This is a genomic window from Streptosporangium sp. 'caverna' (assembly GCF_003203775.1).
GTDB lineage: Bacteria > Actinomycetota > Actinomycetes > Streptosporangiales > Streptosporangiaceae > Streptosporangium > Streptosporangium subroseum.
Genome location: NZ_CP029711.1, coordinates 8,975,631 through 8,992,318 on the forward strand (window position 1 = coordinate 8,975,631; position 16,688 = coordinate 8,992,318).

A 16,688-nucleotide genomic window follows, 5' to 3' on the forward strand; every position below is an offset into this window, starting at 1 on the left:
TGACATGAGCACCGACACCGCACCGCACAATCCGCCCCCGCCCATCCGGGTGCTGCTCGCCGAGGACCAGGTCCTGGTACGCGACAGTCTCAAGGTCCTCATCGACACCACACCGGGGCTGGCCACCGTGGGCGAGGCGGGCACCGGCGCCGAAGCCGTACTCCTGGCCCGTCAGCTGCGACCGGACGTCGTCCTCATGGACGTGCGAATGCCGGACATGGACGGCATCGAGGCGACCAGGCGGATCTGCTCCGACCCGGCCGGCCCCGGCGTGCGAGTGCTGATCCTCACCACGTTCGATCAGGACGAATACGTCTACGCGTCGCTACGGGCCGGTGCCAGCGGATTCCTCATCAAGCACGCCACGGCGACCGATCTGCTGGCCGCCATCCGGGTCGTCGCCGCCGGCGAATCGCTGCTCGCGCCCACCGTCACCCGTCGGCTCATCGCCGACTTCCTGCGAAACCCTCGCCCCGCTCCGGCCACGCGAGACCTCGACGGCATCACCCAGCGCGAGCGCGAGGTGCTCACCCTCATCGGCAGGGGAATGTCCAACTCCGAGATCGCCGAGCACTTTCACCTCACCGTCGGCACGGTCAAGACCCACATCAGCCGGCTCCTGGCCAAACTGCACGCCCGTGATCGGGCCCAGCTCGTCATCGCCGCCTACGAAGGCGGGCTCGTCAACCCGTCGCCGCAATGATCACCAGGCTCGCCGGCCCCAGAGGTCGAAATGCCGGTGAGAAACGACAGCGCTCCGCCGTGATCGCGCGGAAGCGTACGGGCCCGCGAGGACCGGTCCGCACCAGGGTGACCAACGCCTGATCCCGGCCGATGAGGACTCTGCGCAGACCAGGGGCGGCCGCAAGGGAGGTCCGGCTACTCATCCGCTTCCCTTTCGACCTGATATGCCAAACTTCCCTCCGTACATGGCGCAGATAGGCGAGATGGGACCTGTGGAGCTACGGGACATCGAGATTTTCCTGACCTTGGCCGAGGAACTGCACTTCGGCCGCACCGCCGAGCGGCTGCACGTCTCCGTGGCCCGGGTCAGTCAGGCGATCAAGAAGCAGGAACGGGCCATCGGTGCCGAGCTTTTCGCGAGGAACAGCCGCAGCGTCCGGCTCACGCGACTGGGTGAACAGTTGCGGGACGATCTGCGCCCGCTGCACCAGGGCCTGGCGCAGACCTTGGAGCGGGCACGGCTGGCCGCACACGGCAAGATGGGCACGCTCCGGGTGAGCCTGTTCCCGGCCAACATCCAGGAGATGCGCCGCTACTGGGATACCTTCCGCGCCCGGCACCCGCAGTGGGAGCTGCGCCTGCGGATGTCGGCCTACCATGATCCGTTCGCCCAGCTACGCAACGGGGAGGCCGACATCCTGGTCACCTGGCTGCCGATCGAGGAGCCCGACCTCACCGTGGGTCCACTGCTTTTCACCGAGCCGAGGGTGCTGGGTGTGGCCGGCGACCATGAGCTCACCCGATGGTCCTCGGTCTCCCTGGAGGCGATCAGCGACTTCCAGCACCCCGCCCTCGAGTCTGCGCCCGACTACTGGTACGACCAGTACGTCCCGGAGCTCACCCCCAAGGGCCGCGTGATCGACCGCACCGCCAACGTGAACAGCATCGAGGACATCTTCATGAGCACGGTCCTGGGAGAGACCGTCGCCCTCTTCCCGGTCCACATGACCCGGTACTATCCCCGCCCCGACATCGCCTACCTGCCTGTCAAGGACATGGATGCGCTGCGGTACGGGCTGGTGTGGAACAGCGCCGCGGAGAACGACATGATCCGCGGCTTCGCCCGCGTCGTCCACGACCTGGGACCGCTGCCCGACTGAGATCGTCCACGGCCGGCGTCGGAAAGATCTCGATGTCGCGGATCTCCAGCGTGTCCTCCCATCCCAGGCGTGAAGTCTGCGGTTAACGCAGCGTTGCAAGATCCGGCGTTGCTCCGGCCAGGCCGTACCGACAATCTTGATCTAGGACGAATCACCTCATCTGAGGGAAAAATTGGCAAACAACCAAACACGGGCAGAATCATGAACATAGTCGCCTCAACGGTCGTCTTCACCGTTGACGATCTGGCAGGCTCCCGCCGTTTCTTCACCACTTATCTGGGTTTCCGCGAGGTGCTCGACACCCCGGATTTCACCTGGCTGAGCCGCGACGACGCGGCCGCGGACATCCTGCTGCACCAGCGCGACCTCGAACTGCCGAGAGAGCGGATCGCCCAGCCGGTGGTGGCGTTCGCGGTCACCGATCTGGCCGGGGAATCCGCGCGCCTGCACGCGGAGGACGCACCCGTCACCAGGCAGTTGTGGCGCAACCCGTGGGGTGAGTGGCTGATGCGTCTCACCGACCCCAACGGCATCGTCGTCGAGCTGACCGAATGGGTCGCGCCCGGCGGCGCCTGATCCACCCTCCTCTCCACCCGCGCGCCGGGCCGGGCCGGGCCGAGCAGGTTGAGGAACGTCCCGATGGGCGACCAGGCGGAGACGGTGTAAGCCGCAGGACGGCGGGCGATCCGATCAGCTCACCGATTGGTACCGCTCTGACCTGCGAGGAGAGGGCCAACAACCCAAAATGTGTTCCTCACTCGCGGCGCTCGGGGGCGCTCAGGACGTCGGCGAGTTCGTCCACCGCAAGCCCCCGGCCAGGCGTCGCCGCGGGCGCTTTGATCGTCATCGGCCTGTCCCAGTTCCGGTACTGCGTGGCCAGCCGCGCCTCCGGCATCCGGTCGTCTCCGAGCCCTCGGACCCCGGGCCGCTGGTTCGTGTCGAAGCCCCAGAAGATCCGGTACGGCCATCCGCGGTCGTCGTACATGTACGTCCAGGTCACCTCGGACGTGCCGAGGGCCGAGGTTCCCGCGGCCTCACGGAAGCTGGGCGAGACGCGATAGAGCTCCTTGAGCGTGATCGTCCCGGTCAGGGTGTAGATCTGCTGCCTGCGTCCGGTGGTGTTGTCCTTGACCCATGGGTTGACGGTCTTGCGGGGCTTGGTGGACAGCAGCTTGCGCAGCGTGGCCGGCTCCAGGATGTTGATGAACTGGTCGCCGTACGCGGCGGCGCCGCCACTCGCCCGGCCGGTGCGCACCCAGGTCTTCGCCCCTGGCGCGAGCTGGTACTGCCAGCCGCCCACGCTGACCGTGCGCAGCGTCCCCACCGTGCGGAGCAGGTCGGCGAAGTAGGGATCCTTGACCGCCTCGTCCACCACCAAATGCTTGTTGTCGATGCTCAGCTTCCGGGTGTGTTCCGAGGCGATCACGCCGGCCCGCCCCAGCTTGATCTTGCCGGTGCCGCTCAATTTCGTGCCGCTCCCGATGATGGTGTTCCTGCCGTTGCTCAGTTGCACCCGTCGCGTCAGATCCGTGGAGGCGCTCCCATAGAACTCGGTCGTCGCGCCGGCGCCGCGGGCGAGCAGCGAACGCACGCCCGCCACGGGGTCGGGTTCGGCGGTTCGGGCGTGGGCGGTGGCGGGAGTGGCGGTGACGAGGGCCAAGGCCATGATGATGGGGTGCATGCCGTACATCCAGGGGGTGAGTGAAGATCAAGTGTGGATGAGTGAATCTAGCGTGTGATCACGTCGGTGGGCGTGACAGTGCTCTTGATCACGAGCGGCAGAGCGGCCACTTCGACGAGTGGCGCGGGGCGCCCGCCCATCCTCCCGGCGGGTGCGGCTGACCGAGCGGTTCGAAAACCGGCCGGCGGCCACAGCGAAGAGCCGGTTGCGTGTGTACTAGCGTTGGGTGCGGCGCACCCCTCGGACACGGTTGTGCGCCTTGGAATGGGGATGCCATGGCACGCCCGGTGATCGCGACCAAGCTGTACGTCCCAAAGCTGCGACCCGGCCTGGTGGCGCGTCCCCGGCTCCGTGAGCGTCTCCGTCGAGGAGCCGAGTCGAGGCTGACGCTGGTGTCCGCCCCGGCCGGGTTCGGCAAGACGACGCTTCTCGCCGAGTGGCTGGATGAGAGGGCCGGGGAAGACCATTCCGTGGCGTGGCTCTCGCTCGATCTGGAGGACGGCGATCCCGCGTCGTTCTGGACGTGTGTGGTGACGGCGCTCCACACGGCGGTGCCCGGCGTGAGCCCGAGTGCGCTGGAGCTCGCCGCCTCCTCCCCCCTGCCGGCCGAACATCTGCTCGCCACACTGCTGAACGAGCTCGCCGCGGCGCCGGGTGAGATCTGGCTGGTGCTCGACGACTACCACCTGGTCGACAACCACGATGTCAGCGCCGGCGTGGTCTTCTTCCTGGAGCACCTTCCGCCCCACGTCCACGTCGTGCTCAGCACGCGCGCCGACCCCGACCTGCCGCTGTCTCGGTGGCGGGTGCGCGGAGAGCTGGCCGAGGTCCGTGCCGCGGACCTGCGCTTCACCTCCGACGAGGCGGCCACGTATCTCAACGAGGTGGCGGGGCTGGACCTCGCCTCGGAGGACGTCGCGGCCCTGGAAGAACGGACGGAGGGGTGGATCGCCGCGTTGCAGCTCGCCGCACTCTCCATCCAGGGGCGCGACGACGTCAGCGGCTTCATCTCACGGTTCGCCGGGAACGACCGGTACATCGTCGACTACCTCGTCGAGGAGGTGCTGCGGCACCAGACCGAGCCGGTGCGCGATTTCCTGTTGCGCTCAGCGGTTCTCGACCGGCTCACGGGACCGCTGTGCGACGCCGTCACCGACCGCGACGACGGGAGCCGCATGCTCATGGCCCTTGAGCGCGCCAACCTCTTCCTCGTGGCCCTGGACGACCGGCGGGAATGGTACCGCTACCACCACCTCTTCGCCGACGTGCTGCGGGCGCGCGTGCTCGCCGAGCAGCCGGATCTGGTTCCGCCGCTGCACCGGCGCGCCAGCCAGTGGTACGAGCGCCACGACCTGGCGGAGGAGGCGGTCAGGCACGCACTCGCCGCACGGGACTTCGACCGCGCGACCTACCTCATGGAGCTGTCTGTTCCGGCGATCCGGCGCGACCGGCAGGAGACAATGCTGCTCGGCTGGCTGAAGGCACTCCCCGACGACGCCGTCCGGCGCAGCCCGGTGCTCAGTGTCTTCTACGGATACATGCTCATGGTCTTCGGTGACCTCGACGCGGTCGCGCCCCGGCTCGACGACGCGGAACGCGCGCTGGCCGCCGTACCGGACGGGTCGGCTCCGCGGTGGGCCGAAACCGAGGAGCTCAGCACGTTGCCGGCGACCATCGCCGTCCACCGCGCCTCGCTCGCGCAGGCACGGGGCGATGTGGCGGGTACGGCGGAACACGCTCGGCACGCACTCGACCTGGCCGGCCCCACCGACCATCTCGCGCGAGGCGGTGCGGCCGGGTTTCTCGGCCTCGCCGCGTGGGCGCGGGGGGACGTGTCGAGCGCGCTGGAGACGTTCACGCAGGCTGTGGCAAGCCTGCACACGGCCGGCGCCCTCGTCGACGAGCTGAGCGGCACGGTCGTGCTCGCTGACATGTGGCTCGCGGCGGGTCGACCCGGCACGGCACGCCGGCTGTACCAGCGGGCACTGCGGGTCGCCGAGACGCACGGACAGCCCGTGGCGCGGGCAACCGCCGACCTGCACGTGGGGATCAGCGAGATCGACCGCGAAGCCGGAGACCTCGACGCCGCCAGGCGACACCTTGAGGCGGCCGCAGCCCTCGGGGAGCGTGCGCCGATGACCGAGAGCCGCTACCGGTGGTTCGTGGCCATGGGTCGAGTCGCCGATGCGGATGGCGACCTCCAGGAGGCCATCACCCTCCTGGACAAGGCGGAGGAGCTCTACCGGCCGGGCTTCTTCCCGGACGTGCGTCCCGTTGCGGCGATGAGGGCCCGGATCTGGATCAGCCGGGGCAACCTTTCGCAGGCCGTTGACTGGGCCCGTGAACGAGGCGTGTCCACCACGGACGATGCCGACTATCTGCGCGAGTTCGACCACCTCACCTTGGTGCGTCTGCTCATCGCGCAGTACCGGGCACACCCCGGCATCGGCGCGCTCGACCAGGCAGCCCGTCTGCTGGACCGGCTACACGAAGCCGCCGAGACCTCGGGTCGCGCCGGAAACCTCCTTGAGATCCGCATGCTGCAGGCCCTGGCACACGACGCGCGGGGACATCGGCCGCAGGCTCTGGAGTCCCTCGCCCGAGCCTGGGCGCAGGCGCCGGAACCAGACGAGTACGTCCGGCTCTTCCTGGACGAGGGTGTCCCGATGGCGGGGTTGCTGCGCGACGCCACCCACCACGGCGGCGCCGGCGGCCACGCGCGGCGCTTGCTCCGCCTCGGTCTCGGCGCGCCCGCCGAAGCTGAGGCCCCCGGCTCGGGGCGGCGCCCGGCGCCGTCGGCGGAGTCGTTGAGCGACCGGGAACTGCAGGTGCTCAGGCTGCTCGACAGCGCGCTGACCGGGCCGCAGATCGCCCGCGAGCTCTTCGTCTCGCACAACACGCTGCGTACCCACACCAAGCACATCTTCACCAAGCTCGACGTCACCAGCCGGCGGGCCGCGGTGCTCCGCGCCCGGGAACGCGGGCTGATGTAGCCGGCTCGGCCGGAGATCTCACCCCGTCGGTCACATCGTTGGGTGACGCCGGGTCACCACCCCCGTCCCTACCTTTGGGTCAACCTGCGGCGCCCGCCGCGGAACCCGAAAAGGAGCCGGACGTGACCATCGCCCCGACCACCCTCACCCGAGCGGCCGGTCTGTGCGCCGTCGCCGCAGGGCTGCTGTTCATCGGCGTCCAGATCAACCACCCCCACCTGGACGTCGCCTTCGTCACCACGACCGAATCGACGGTCCGTCAGAGCGCGAAGGTTCTCATGGCCGCCCTGTCGCTCGCCGGCATCACCGGGATGTATCTGCGCCAGGTGAAGCAGACCGGGGTGCTCGGCCTGCTCGGGTACGTCCTGTTCGGCGTCGGCTATCTCATCATCATGAGCATCGGAGTCGTTGCCACGGTCGTCCTCCCATCGCTCGTTCACAGTGCGCCCGGCTACGTCGACGACGTCCTCGCCGTGGCCGCCGGCGGCCACGCGACCGGCGACATCGGCCTGATGGAGCCCCTCAACCTGCTCTCCGGCATCACCTATCTGGCCGGCGGCCTCATCTTCGGCATCGCGCTCTTCCGCGCCGGCATCCTCGCCCGGTGGGCCGCGGCACTGCTCGCCGGTGGCACCCTCGCCACCATCGCGATCCCCCTGCTGCCGCAGATCAACGAGAGGCTGTTCGCCCTGCCCACCGGCGTCGCCCTGATCGGCCTCGGCTATTCGTTATGGCGCGAGCAGCGCACCCCGGCCGCTCGGCCCATGCCTGGCCCGGTCAGCTCGCGGCTCGACCCGGCAGGCACCCGGTGACCGTCCTCGGTACCAGCGAACTCACCGTCGATCTGGATCTGGATCTGGACCTGGGCACGGGCACGGGCACGGGCTGGGCCATCAACCTCGCCGTCGCCGAGCACGTCATCCGCCGTCGGACCAGCAGGGCGAGGACGCAGGTGGCGCCCTGATGGCCCGGTCACCCGGAGAACAGCCGCCGGCTTGCTACCGGCTTCGGGTCGGCGGGCACCTCGACCACCATTGGTCGGCCTGGTTCGACGACCTCACCCTGATCCACGAAAGCGACGGCACGACCAGCCTCAGTGGTCTCGTCTCGGACCAAGCGCAGCTGTACGGGTTGCTCATGAAGGTCCGCGACCTGGGCGTCACCCTGATATCCGTGGCGGTCATCGGAACGGCGACGGAACAAGAGCAGACATAGGACGAGGGTGAGTCCGGTATCGGCTGGACTCTCCCACTGCGGGAGGCCCCATGCTACTCCCAGTGGTTGATCATGAAGGTATCAAGCATGGGGACGGTGTGGCCGTTCGCCGCGTCAGCCTGAGGAGAACGACGCATGACCATCGTGAAGGACATCGAGGCCCGCGGCACGCACCACTGCGAGACGACGGCGCTGGGGGTGCTGTTGCGGCATGAGGGACTTGATCTGCCCGAGCCCATGCTGTTCGGGCTGGGTTCGGGCCTGTCCTTCATCTATTGAGACAGCAAGAGCATGGCATTCCCCTTTCTCGGAGGCCGCGTCAGGCCTTTCGAACTCACCAGGAACCTGGCCGCCAGGCTGGGACTGACGTTAACGGCCGAGGAGACCACCTCACCGCGCAAGGCGTGGGAGAACGTGGCCGCCCGCATCGACGCCGGTCGGCCGATCGGCCTTCAGCTCGACTGCTACCACCTGGACTATTTCCGCTCCAAAGTGCACTTCGGCGGCCATGTCGTCGCCATGTACGGCTACGACGAGCACGACGCCTACCTTGTGGACACCGACCAGCAGGGAGGAGCGGTGCGCACCAGCCGGACCAGCCTCGCCATGGCGCGCGCCGAACGCGGCCCGATGACCGCCAGGAACCGATCCTTCACCATCACCCTGCCGGCTCACCCTCCTTCCTGGCAGGACCAGATCATCCCCGCCATCAAAAACTGCGCCGACGCCTTCCTCGCCGCTCCCATCGCGAACCTGGGCCACCGCGGCATCGAGAAAGCCGGCAAACAGGTGCCCAACTGGCTGCTACGCACCGGCGAGCCGCAGCAGGACCTGCCGCAGGCCGCTCTCCTCATGGAGAAGGGCGGCACCGGCGGTGCCCTGTTTCGCGCTCTCTATCGCGACTTCCTCGACGAGTGCACCGGGCTGATCGACGACGGCAACCTCCGCGCCGGTCACAGGCTGTACGCCGAGGCCGCCGTCCTGTGGACGGACGTGTCCACCTTGATCACGAAGGCTGGAGAGAGCGGCGACGCGGGGTACCTCAGGCAGGCCGGCGTCATCCTCCACGATCTTTCGCGCATCGAGAAGGACGCCATGCAGGTACTGCGTCAGTTGTAGCTCAAAGGGAAACCGTTCCGCTCTCGGCACGTTGTCGTCGAATACGAACAAGGACGCCCCGTGCATAGTTTGCACAGGGCGTTTCAGCGGTTCAGGCGATGTGGTCAGGGGCGGGGTCGAACCGCCGGCCTTCCGCTTTTCAGGCGCACCAATCGCGACGTGGCCCACCGATCAGCGTGGGCGGCTGAGGGCGGCCTCGGCCAGATCCGTCCATTTCTCGGCCGAGGAGTGGGGCACGACCACCCAGTCCTTGATCACCCTGCCCTGCCCCGAGGGGTCGAACAGGGACGCCCCGGCCAACTGGAGCGCGACCGTGTGTTCGGGAGTGTCTCTGACCAGCCGGAACACCATGGCGCCGTCACGCTGCAGGCTCGCGAACACCTTCCCCGCCTGATCTTTCAGCGCGGGACTCCCCATCATCCTGGAGACCCGTACACCCAGGTCGGCCAGCTCGGCGCCGACCTGCTTGAAATCTTCTTCCGCGCTCATCGTCAGTCGGCCCCAAACTCCATGGCGGCGTGGTCGAGCAGCTCCTCATGGCCGGGGCTCTTCCCGCGTGACGCGATCGCCTCGGCCCCGCCTTCCGGCAGCACGGCGATCAGGCTAGTCGTCCTGGCGGCACCGATCAAGGCCGGATGCGGGGTGCCGATCATGCCGAATCCCACCGCCGGTCCCCGGCTGTGCGCGATAGATCACCATCAGCGCCGGCCAGGGAGAATGCGAAGATCAGAGGTTAAAAGACAAGTCGAGTGCCTGTTTCGCCGCGCCGTACCGCCGGCCGGCCCTCAGCGGTCGATGAGGTCGGCGATCTCGATGGCGGAGGCCAACGGCACCGTCGGATATCAGGAGTGTCCGAATGGGTGCTTGATCACTGGATCTTGGCCTTGTCCCATGCGTGTGTGAGGATCTCGTTGACGGTGTCGTCCGGGGTCTGGTCGGAGGTGTCGAGCCAGAGCCCGAGACGGGGAGTCTCGTTCCGGAGGCCGTCATTGAGCAGGTCGATGGTCCACCGGTCGTAGGCGTTCTTGCCCCGGGCTGCTTCACGGGCGGCGATGACCTCAGGCTGCGGGGCGAGCACCACGACGAGCAGCGGCCGCTGCCGGATGAGCTCGACCATCTCGGAGAGGTGTTCGCCGAGGATGACGTCTTGGGCGATCACCGTGAACCCTTCCCGGAAATATTCGTCGCAGGTCACCGCTGTCAGCCGGTGGCGCAGACGCAGTTGCCGTACCGCTTCTTCGGACGGATCGGGGGTCATGTCCGCCCGGCCATTGACCACCATGCGCCGGAACAGGTCGCCACGGACATGCACCGAGCGAGGCAGACGTTCGGCCAGCAGTTGCGCGATGGTCGACTTTCCTGCCGCTTGGATCCCGGTGATGAGGATGACGGCCTGCGGGAACGTTGGGGTCATTGCGCGGTGTCCTTCGTGGGTCTGCGGCTGACCTCGGCAGCGTAGGTCATCCGGTCGCCGGCGCCAGGCGGTGACACGGAGGCCTCGGCGCCGACCGGGTCGGCGAAGGCGCCGGTGTGCTCGGTGGCGTGGGCGATAAGCCGGTCACGGCAGGCGAACACCTGCCGACGGTAAGCGGTCTAGAGACGACCTCAGTTCGGTAGCGGTGCACCTGGGAGTCCGCCCGACATCCCTCCGAACCGGGGAAGTCGATCACGGGATCGCGGCCGGCCCGTGGTCCCAACGAGACCACCGCCAGGTCAGGAGCCCCACAGCTCGGAACATCGAGATCCGATCCGTCATGACGACTGACCTGCGGTGTCTTTTAAAAGGCGTTCTGAGCTGGACTTTTGGCTTTCGCCGGTTCTCATTGTTTCGTGCTGCTTCTCGTGCCCATGTGCCCTGGACGTACCCTGTGCTTCCCGGTCTGAAGGGCCGCCACCGCCGGGTCCGGCCGTGCGAAAACCGCTCGATCATAAGACTGAGCGATGGCCACGCTGGCGAGCACCTCGCATCACCTGTCGCTGTTTTCGGTGCTCTTGCGGAGCAGGGACGAAACAAGGCGGGAGGTCGGTTCCGTGGCGATCCCCAAGAAGGGCTCAAGGCTGATCGGCGTCGACGGCACCGCCTATCGCTGGCGGATCCGCCACAAGCCCACGTATTGCCAGGGAAACAGTTGGGGTCCGCTGACCTATGCGGTGGAGCCGACCGAGGGGCCGGGGCGGGTTCTCCTGGTGGAGCTCCCCCGCTCCCGGCCGGACGCCTGGCTCAGGGAGCGAACGATGACCGTACGACCGGCTCTCGTGGCGGCGACCATACGGAGAGCCCTTGACCGCGGCTGGGATCCATCGCAGGCGGGCGGCGCCTTCACCCTCAACCTCACCGAGGATGATCTGAGCGACGGGATGAACGGTCATCCACCCTCTCACGGAATCCCCTTCAGACCCGTCCGGCCGATTTAAAAGACACCCGCTTTACCGTTCGTTTCAGAGGTCTTCGAACTCACTCCTGAACGAAACAGCAGGTCATCGATACCTGGGACGCATCGCCTGATACCCGGGTCATCATTGGTCTCCCATGATCCCGGTGGTGAACTCGAAGTGTTCGCAACGGGTCAAACAGCAGGAGTTCACATGGGACAGCTCGCCGGCAGGGTCGCGGTCGTCACCGGCGGCAGCGCGGGAATCGGACTCGCCACGGCACAACGGTTCGCCGAGGAGGGCGCATTCGTCTACATCACCGGCCGCAGACAGTGGGAACTGGACGCCGCGGTCGCCAAGATCGGCCACGGCGCGGTCGGCGTGCGAAGCGATGTCACCGACCCCGAGGACGTGGACCGGCTGTACGCCAAGGTGTCCGAGGACGGCCACCGGATCGACGCCGTGGTGGCCAACGTCGGGTTCGGCGAGTTCGTCGGTTTGGCGGACGTCACCGACGAACACATGGACAAGATCCTCGGCATCAACGTGAAGGGCACGGTGTACACGGTGCAGAAGGCGCTCCCGTTGCTCAACGACGGCGCGTCCATCGTGCTGGTCACGTCGATGGCCTCCACCAGCGGTCAGAAGGGGCTGAGCGTCTACTCCGCGTCCAAAGCCGCGGTCCGGTCCTTCGCCCGTTCCTGGGCCAACGAGCTGAGCGATCGCGGTATCCGGGTCAACGCGCTGGCCCCCGGCTCCACGGACACGCCCGCGGTGGACACCGCCCTCGCCGCGTCCGGTCTGGACGCGGCGGCGCGGGAACAGTGGCGGGCGGATCACGTGGCGCCGATCCCGCTCCGCCGCTTCTCCCTGCCCGAGGAGCAGGCCGCGGCCGCGCTCTTCCTCGCCTCACCGGCCAGCAGCTACATCACGGGCATCGAACTGGCCTCCGACGGAGGCGCGACCCAGCTCGGATTCGGACTCGTCTAGGAGGCACGGTCCAGCGTGGCGCGGCCCGCCGCGACCGCCTTCGCGGTCCGGACGAACAGCGGCCGCGCCGTGTTCTGGCCGCCGTCCGGCCACGCCAGCATCAGCCGGGTCGCCGGGACGTCAGAAACGGGCACCGCCACGACGCTGTCGCCGATCCGGTTGGTGACACTCGCCCCGACGACCACGATCAACCGGCCGAAGGAGACCAGGTCGACGATCTGGTCGAGCGGGTACGGCGGGACGGAATCACGGTAGGCGTCCTCCCGGGTCAGCTCGGCGAGCGCCACCGCGGATCGCCCGGCCAGGCGGTGATCGGGCGGCAGCAGCACCACCGCGGACTCCTCGGCCACATCGACGCTCATCATTCCCCCGAGGTCATCGCGCCCGCACATCAGCCCCACGTCCGCGGCGCCGCTGCGCAGCACGCCGAGCTGGTCGTGGGTGAAGATCACCTCGACCGGCACCGCGCCGGGCAGCCGCTCGTAGGCCCGCACCACCTCGGCGAGCAGTCCGGGACCGGTTCCGGGCCTGGTGGTGACGACCAGCCGCTGCTGCTGGGCGGTGCGCCGGGTCCGCCGTACGGCCGTGTCCATCGCGTCGAGCACCCGGCGGCACTCGGCCAGGAAGACGCCGCCGGCGTCGGTCAGATCGACGCGGCGGCTGGTCCGCTCGAACAGCCGGACGCCGAGCCGGCGTTCGAGCCGGCCGATGGTCCGCGACAGCGGCGGTTGTGCGATGCCGAGCCGCTCGGCCGCCCGCCCGAAGTGCAGTTCCTCCGCGACAGCGACGAAGCACTCCACCTCGCGCGTCTCCATCCGGTCCACGCCCCTCAGGGTAACAACCGGGCACCACCATCCCTGACCTGCTCGGCGACCCCGCAAGCGTGTTAGCCGGATCCGAAGGTTGTCCGGACAGAACGAAAGGGCCGTCTCAGGTGTTCCCCTGTGACGGCCCTTCTGGCCGGCGCGGCCGAGGACTCGAACCCCCTGACCATCTGATCCGCGGTAAGGCCGAGATCGTCCACGGACGTCTACCGTGATTCCGTTCCGTCCTGTCCGCTGGATCTTGCCGAGCTGGTTGTCCGCCGTCCCGTTGGTGACGATCGCCACCTTCCAACCCGACGTGCGTAGCCGTGAAAGCCCGTCCATCACCTCGGGCCGGCAGCGGACGAGGTGCGGCATCCGCCCGCGGTACCGGCTCCACAGCTCTTCGACGGGATCGGGCAGGGTGAAGTGATCACGAACTCTGCCGAAGAAGACCTCACGATGGGGGTAGCCGGCCCGGTCCCAAGCAATCAGCCAATCGACCGCCTCGCACCCCAGGCCATACTGGTCGGCGAATTCCCCGGCCCACGCCTGGAAAGCCTCGTCCAGGTTGATGAGGGTGTTGTCCAGGTCGAAGAGCGCGAGCCGTTGCACGACAACCCGCCCTGATCAGATCGCCACTCCGGACTTGCGTGGCGCGAGGATTCCTCCACGCGGTCAGAAACCGATAGCAAGGACTGGCAGCTCAGAACATCGAGATGTGGACGTGGTCCAGGTGGTTGGCGGTGTTGCCACCCCGGTTGGACATCAGCCTCCAACCGGCGCCGGTGCGGACGTCGTAGTACTTCTGCTGCCAGATGATGTACATGACCCCGAAGCGGTTGCCGTTGGTGATGGCCCACTGGGCGAGGCGGTTACCGCGCTCCATGGCCTCCTCGGTCGGGATGCGGCCGCCGCTGCTCATCATGAAGTCGCAGGCCCGGCCGGTGCCGTGGTCTCCGGGGTCGCCCGGGCGCAGGCAGCCGTAGCCGTACGGCATCGGGAAGTTCTGGAGCACCGTGTTGCGCATGGTGACCGTGCGAGGGGTCAGGCCGTCGCTGCCCGAGGGGGTCTGGAAACCGTACTTGGCCAGGAGGCCCTCGATTTTGACCCGCTGGCTCTTGAGATCGACGATGTCTTTCTTGAGCTTGGCGATCTTGGAGTCGGCGGCCTTCTCGGCGGCCTTGGCGTCTTTGATCAGTTCCTTGATCCGGTTGAGCTGGGTGGCGCGCTGGCTGGCGAGGTAGGACATGGTGGCGGCCTGGCCGAGGACGAGGTTGGCGTCGCCGTCGAAGCTCATCAGGTTGCCGTCGTCCAGCACGCCGCCCATGTAGGTGGTCTGGGCGAAGCGCGCGATGTCGGCCTCGGCGCTCATCAGTGCCCTCTTGAGGCTCTTGGCGCTGGCGGTGGCCTTACCGGCCTGGACCCGGGTCTCCTCGAGGCTCTGCACCTGGCCCCGGTAGTCCTTGTTGAGCTGGGCGGCCTCGCTGGTCAGCTTCTTGAGCTCGGCCTCGGGGTTGGGTTTGGCGGCGCGCTGCGCGGTGGCCCCGGCCATGACCGGGGTCAGAAGCAGCAGGGCGAGCACGGCACCCAGCGTGGCTGAGCGACTCGATCTCACGTTTCGCTCACCTCCAGAGCCCTCCCACGAACGGAGCGAAACTATAGAAGACGATCTTGGGGCTCGCCACCGGAACGGGGGAACTCATGCACTATTGACGAACTATCTACCACTTTAAGGTGATTTAAATAGATACCGCCTGGCATGTCACTGTGGCAACCAGAGGCAATCTTTGCACACCGGCCCCTCTGAACACCCGAGCACCAGAGCCTTTGAGTGCCCGGCGGCCGGCCTTCCGGCGGCTCTTGCCATAAGTGACAGCTCAGCGGTCGGAGTTCTGGGCAATCCTTGCCATAAGCGGCGGCCCGGCGGCAGGCGTTTCGAGCAGCCTCCACCCGGAACGACAGCCCGGCGACCGGCGTTCCGAGCAATCCTCGCGGTAGGCGACAGCCCGCGACCTGCGTTCCGGGCAACCCTTGCCATCGGTGACAGAACATGATTCGGTCTCAAGCAACGGTGGGGCTTGTGGCGCCCTTCCCTGCGGATGACACTTGTCCAAGCAAGCATTCGCTCAAGTTTGACTCTGGCCCGCCCACCAGGAGGCAATACATCATGCGCCAGCACGACACGCTGTTCATCGGGGGCGACTGGGTGGCTCCCGCGGGCACCGGGACCATCGACGTCATCTCACCGCACACCGAGGAGGTCGTCGGCCGCGTCCCCGACGGGACCCCCGCCGACATGGACCGCGCGGTGGCCGCCGCCCGCCAGGCGTTCGACCACGGCCCGTGGCCCCGGATGACGATGGCCGAGCGCGCCGCCGTCGTCGGCAGGCTCGCCGAGATCTACGCGAGCCGCCAGACGGAGATGGCCGATCTCATCACGCTGGAGATGGGCTCCCCGATCACCTTCTCCCAGATGGCACAGGCCCCGCAGCCGCTCGGCATGCTGCAGTACTACGCCGAGCTCGGCAAGACGTTCGCGGTCGAGGAGGAGCGCTCCGGCATCTTCGGGCCGGTGGTCGTCCGCCGCGAGCCGGTCGGCGTGGTCGCCGCCGTGGTCCCGTGGAACGTCCCACAGTTCGTCATCATGATCAAGCTGGCCCCCGCCCTCGTGGCGGGGTGCACGGTCGTCGTGAAGCCCGCCCCCGAGACCCCGCTCGACTCCTACCTGCTGGCCGAGATGATCAAGGAGGCCGGCATCCCCGACGGGGTCGTCAACATCGTCGCCGCCGGACGCGAGGCCGGCGAGCACCTCGTCTCCCACCCCGGCGTGGACAAGGTCGCCTTCACCGGCTCCACCGCGGCCGGCCGCCGCATCGGCGCCATCTGCGGCGAGCAGCTCAAGCGCTGCACCCTGGAACTCGGCGGCAAGTCCGCCGCGATCATCCTGGACGACTGCGACCTGCCCTCCGCGATGGGCTTCCTGTCGGTCGCCTCGATGATGAACAACGGTCAGGCCTGCGTCGCCCAGACCCGCATCCTGGCCTCGCGCAACCGCTACGACGAGGTCGTGGACGCGGTCTCGGCGATGGTCAGGTCCATGCCGGTCGGCGACCCGGCCGACCCCGCCACCGGCATCGGCCCGCTGGTCGCCAAGCGGCAGCAGCAGCGGGTCGAGGACTACATCAGGATCGGCATCGACGAGGGCGCCAAGCCGGTCGTCGGCGGCCTGGAGCGCCCCCACGACCGCGGCTGGTACGTGGCCCCGACCGTCTTCGCCGGCGCCACCAACGAGATGCGCATCGCCCGCGAGGAGATCTTCGGCCCGGTCCTGACCGTGATCCCCTACGAGGACGAGGCCGACGCGATCAGGATCGCCAACGACAGCGACTACGGCCTGGCCGGGACGGTGTGGACCGCCGACACCGAGCACGGCATGGACGTGGCCCGCCAGGTGCGCGCCGGCACCTACGGCGTCAACCTCTTCATGATCGAGACCAGTTCGCCCTTCGGCGGGTTCAAGGGCAGCGGCCTCGGCCGCGAGCTGGGTCCCGAGGGACTCTCGTCCTACCTGGAGTACAAGTCGATCGCCCGTCTGGGCTGAGATCGAGGAGTGCTTGTACGGCTCGTCCGAGCCGTACAAGCACCCCCGCCGATGGACGGCCCAGCA

The 16,688-nt window shown here is 68.0% G+C and carries 16 protein-coding genes and 3 pseudogenes; 12 read left to right on the forward strand and 7 right to left on the reverse strand.

The window, feature by feature from the left end; genetic code table 11:
* The first annotated feature begins 4 nt into the window (after nucleotides 1-4).
* From DKM19_RS38545 to DKM19_RS38555, 3 genes are all read left to right on the forward strand, one after another.
* Nucleotides 5-703 carry a response regulator transcription factor gene (locus tag DKM19_RS38545; RefSeq protein ID WP_110702694.1) on the forward strand — a complete coding sequence of 233 codons (699 nt, stop codon included), beginning with the start codon at nucleotides 5-7 and terminating at the stop codon, nucleotides 701-703.
* Between the two features lie 253 nt (nucleotides 704-956).
* Nucleotides 957-1,844, forward strand: coding sequence for a LysR family transcriptional regulator (locus DKM19_RS38550; protein WP_110702696.1), 888 nt, complete (start codon nucleotides 957-959; stop codon nucleotides 1,842-1,844).
* Between the two features lie 201 nt (nucleotides 1,845-2,045).
* Nucleotides 2,046-2,420: a VOC family protein gene (locus DKM19_RS38555; protein WP_110702698.1), complete on the forward strand. Its 375-nt coding sequence runs from the start codon at nucleotides 2,046-2,048 to the stop codon at nucleotides 2,418-2,420.
* Between the two features lie 178 nt (nucleotides 2,421-2,598).
* Here the strand turns inward: DKM19_RS38555 and DKM19_RS38560 are convergent, their stop codons facing one another.
* Nucleotides 2,599-3,525, reverse strand: coding sequence for a hypothetical protein (locus DKM19_RS38560; RefSeq protein WP_162642081.1), 927 nt, complete (start codon nucleotides 3,523-3,525; stop codon nucleotides 2,599-2,601).
* 275 nt (nucleotides 3,526-3,800) lie between these two features.
* Here DKM19_RS38560 and DKM19_RS38565 point away from each other — a divergent pair, with 275 nt between their 5' ends.
* The 6 genes and pseudogenes from DKM19_RS38565 to DKM19_RS52245 all read left to right on the forward strand — a co-directional run bounded on the left by DKM19_RS38565 (nucleotide 3,801) and on the right by DKM19_RS52245 (nucleotide 8,852).
* Entirely contained in the window at nucleotides 3,801-6,518 is a 2,718-nt protein-coding gene (locus tag DKM19_RS38565; protein ID WP_110702702.1) for a LuxR C-terminal-related transcriptional regulator, read from the forward strand.
* A gap of 122 nt (nucleotides 6,519-6,640) precedes the next feature.
* The gene (locus DKM19_RS38570; RefSeq protein ID WP_110702704.1) at nucleotides 6,641-7,330 is read left to right on the forward strand and encodes a hypothetical protein; all 690 of its coding nucleotides are present in this window, start codon (nucleotides 6,641-6,643) and stop codon (nucleotides 7,328-7,330) included.
* Nucleotides 7,327-7,482: a hypothetical protein gene (locus tag DKM19_RS50145; RefSeq protein ID WP_162642082.1), complete on the forward strand. Its 156-nt coding sequence runs from the start codon at nucleotides 7,327-7,329 to the stop codon at nucleotides 7,480-7,482. Before DKM19_RS38570 ends, DKM19_RS50145 begins: the two co-directional genes overlap by 4 nt.
* Complete coding sequence (locus tag DKM19_RS38575) at nucleotides 7,482-7,733, forward strand: hypothetical protein (RefSeq protein ID WP_110702706.1); 252 nt, start codon at nucleotides 7,482-7,484, stop codon at nucleotides 7,731-7,733. Before DKM19_RS50145 ends, DKM19_RS38575 begins: the two co-directional genes overlap by 1 nt.
* A gap of 135 nt (nucleotides 7,734-7,868) precedes the next feature.
* Nucleotides 7,869-8,282, forward strand: a pseudogene (locus tag DKM19_RS52240) (BtrH N-terminal domain-containing protein); the annotation flags it as partial.
* Nucleotides 8,283-8,339: 57 nt separating this feature from the next.
* The gene (locus DKM19_RS52245; protein WP_369990679.1) at nucleotides 8,340-8,852 is read left to right on the forward strand and encodes a DUF4872 domain-containing protein; all 513 of its coding nucleotides are present in this window, start codon (nucleotides 8,340-8,342) and stop codon (nucleotides 8,850-8,852) included.
* A gap of 171 nt (nucleotides 8,853-9,023) precedes the next feature.
* Here DKM19_RS52245 and DKM19_RS38585 read toward each other — a convergent pair whose 3' ends face one another.
* The 3 genes and pseudogenes from DKM19_RS38585 to DKM19_RS38590 all read right to left on the reverse strand — a co-directional run bounded on the left by DKM19_RS38585 (nucleotide 9,024) and on the right by DKM19_RS38590 (nucleotide 10,266).
* Nucleotides 9,024-9,341, reverse strand: coding sequence for a hypothetical protein (locus DKM19_RS38585; protein ID WP_110702708.1), 318 nt, complete (start codon nucleotides 9,339-9,341; stop codon nucleotides 9,024-9,026).
* 2 nt (nucleotides 9,342-9,343) lie between these two features.
* Nucleotides 9,344-9,508 (reverse strand): annotated as a pseudogene (locus DKM19_RS50150) (argininosuccinate synthase); the annotation flags it as partial.
* A 212-nt stretch (nucleotides 9,509-9,720) separates the two neighbouring features.
* The gene (locus tag DKM19_RS38590) at nucleotides 9,721-10,266 is read right to left on the reverse strand and encodes an AAA family ATPase (protein ID WP_110702710.1); all 546 of its coding nucleotides are present in this window, start codon (nucleotides 10,264-10,266) and stop codon (nucleotides 9,721-9,723) included.
* 617 nt (nucleotides 10,267-10,883) lie between these two features.
* On the opposite strand from DKM19_RS38590, the gene DKM19_RS38595 reads away from it, so the two are divergent.
* On the forward strand, nucleotides 10,884-11,267 hold the full coding sequence (locus DKM19_RS38595) for a hypothetical protein (protein ID WP_204358426.1): 384 nt from the start codon (nucleotides 10,884-10,886) through the stop codon (nucleotides 11,265-11,267).
* Nucleotides 11,268-11,438: 171 nt separating this feature from the next.
* Nucleotides 11,439-12,215 carry an SDR family NAD(P)-dependent oxidoreductase gene (locus DKM19_RS38600; RefSeq protein WP_110702712.1) on the forward strand — a complete coding sequence of 259 codons (777 nt, stop codon included), beginning with the start codon at nucleotides 11,439-11,441 and terminating at the stop codon, nucleotides 12,213-12,215.
* Here DKM19_RS38600 and DKM19_RS50155 read toward each other — a convergent pair.
* The 3 genes and pseudogenes from DKM19_RS50155 to DKM19_RS38610 all read right to left on the reverse strand — a co-directional run bounded on the left by DKM19_RS50155 (nucleotide 12,212) and on the right by DKM19_RS38610 (nucleotide 14,636).
* Nucleotides 12,212-13,030: a LysR family transcriptional regulator gene (locus DKM19_RS50155; RefSeq protein WP_305000333.1), complete on the reverse strand. Its 819-nt coding sequence runs from the start codon at nucleotides 13,028-13,030 to the stop codon at nucleotides 12,212-12,214. The genes DKM19_RS38600 and DKM19_RS50155 overlap by 4 nt on opposite strands.
* A gap of 294 nt (nucleotides 13,031-13,324) precedes the next feature.
* Nucleotides 13,325-13,633: pseudogene (locus DKM19_RS50165) on the reverse strand (HAD family hydrolase); the annotation flags it as partial.
* Nucleotides 13,634-13,724: 91 nt separating this feature from the next.
* Nucleotides 13,725-14,636, reverse strand: a complete 912-nt coding sequence (locus DKM19_RS38610; protein WP_110702716.1) for a hypothetical protein — start codon at nucleotides 14,634-14,636, stop codon at nucleotides 13,725-13,727.
* A 552-nt stretch (nucleotides 14,637-15,188) separates the two neighbouring features.
* Here DKM19_RS38610 and DKM19_RS38615 point away from each other — a divergent pair.
* Nucleotides 15,189-16,622: an aldehyde dehydrogenase gene (locus tag DKM19_RS38615; protein WP_110702718.1), complete on the forward strand. Its 1,434-nt coding sequence runs from the start codon at nucleotides 15,189-15,191 to the stop codon at nucleotides 16,620-16,622.
* Nucleotides 16,623-16,688 lie beyond the last annotated feature (66 nt).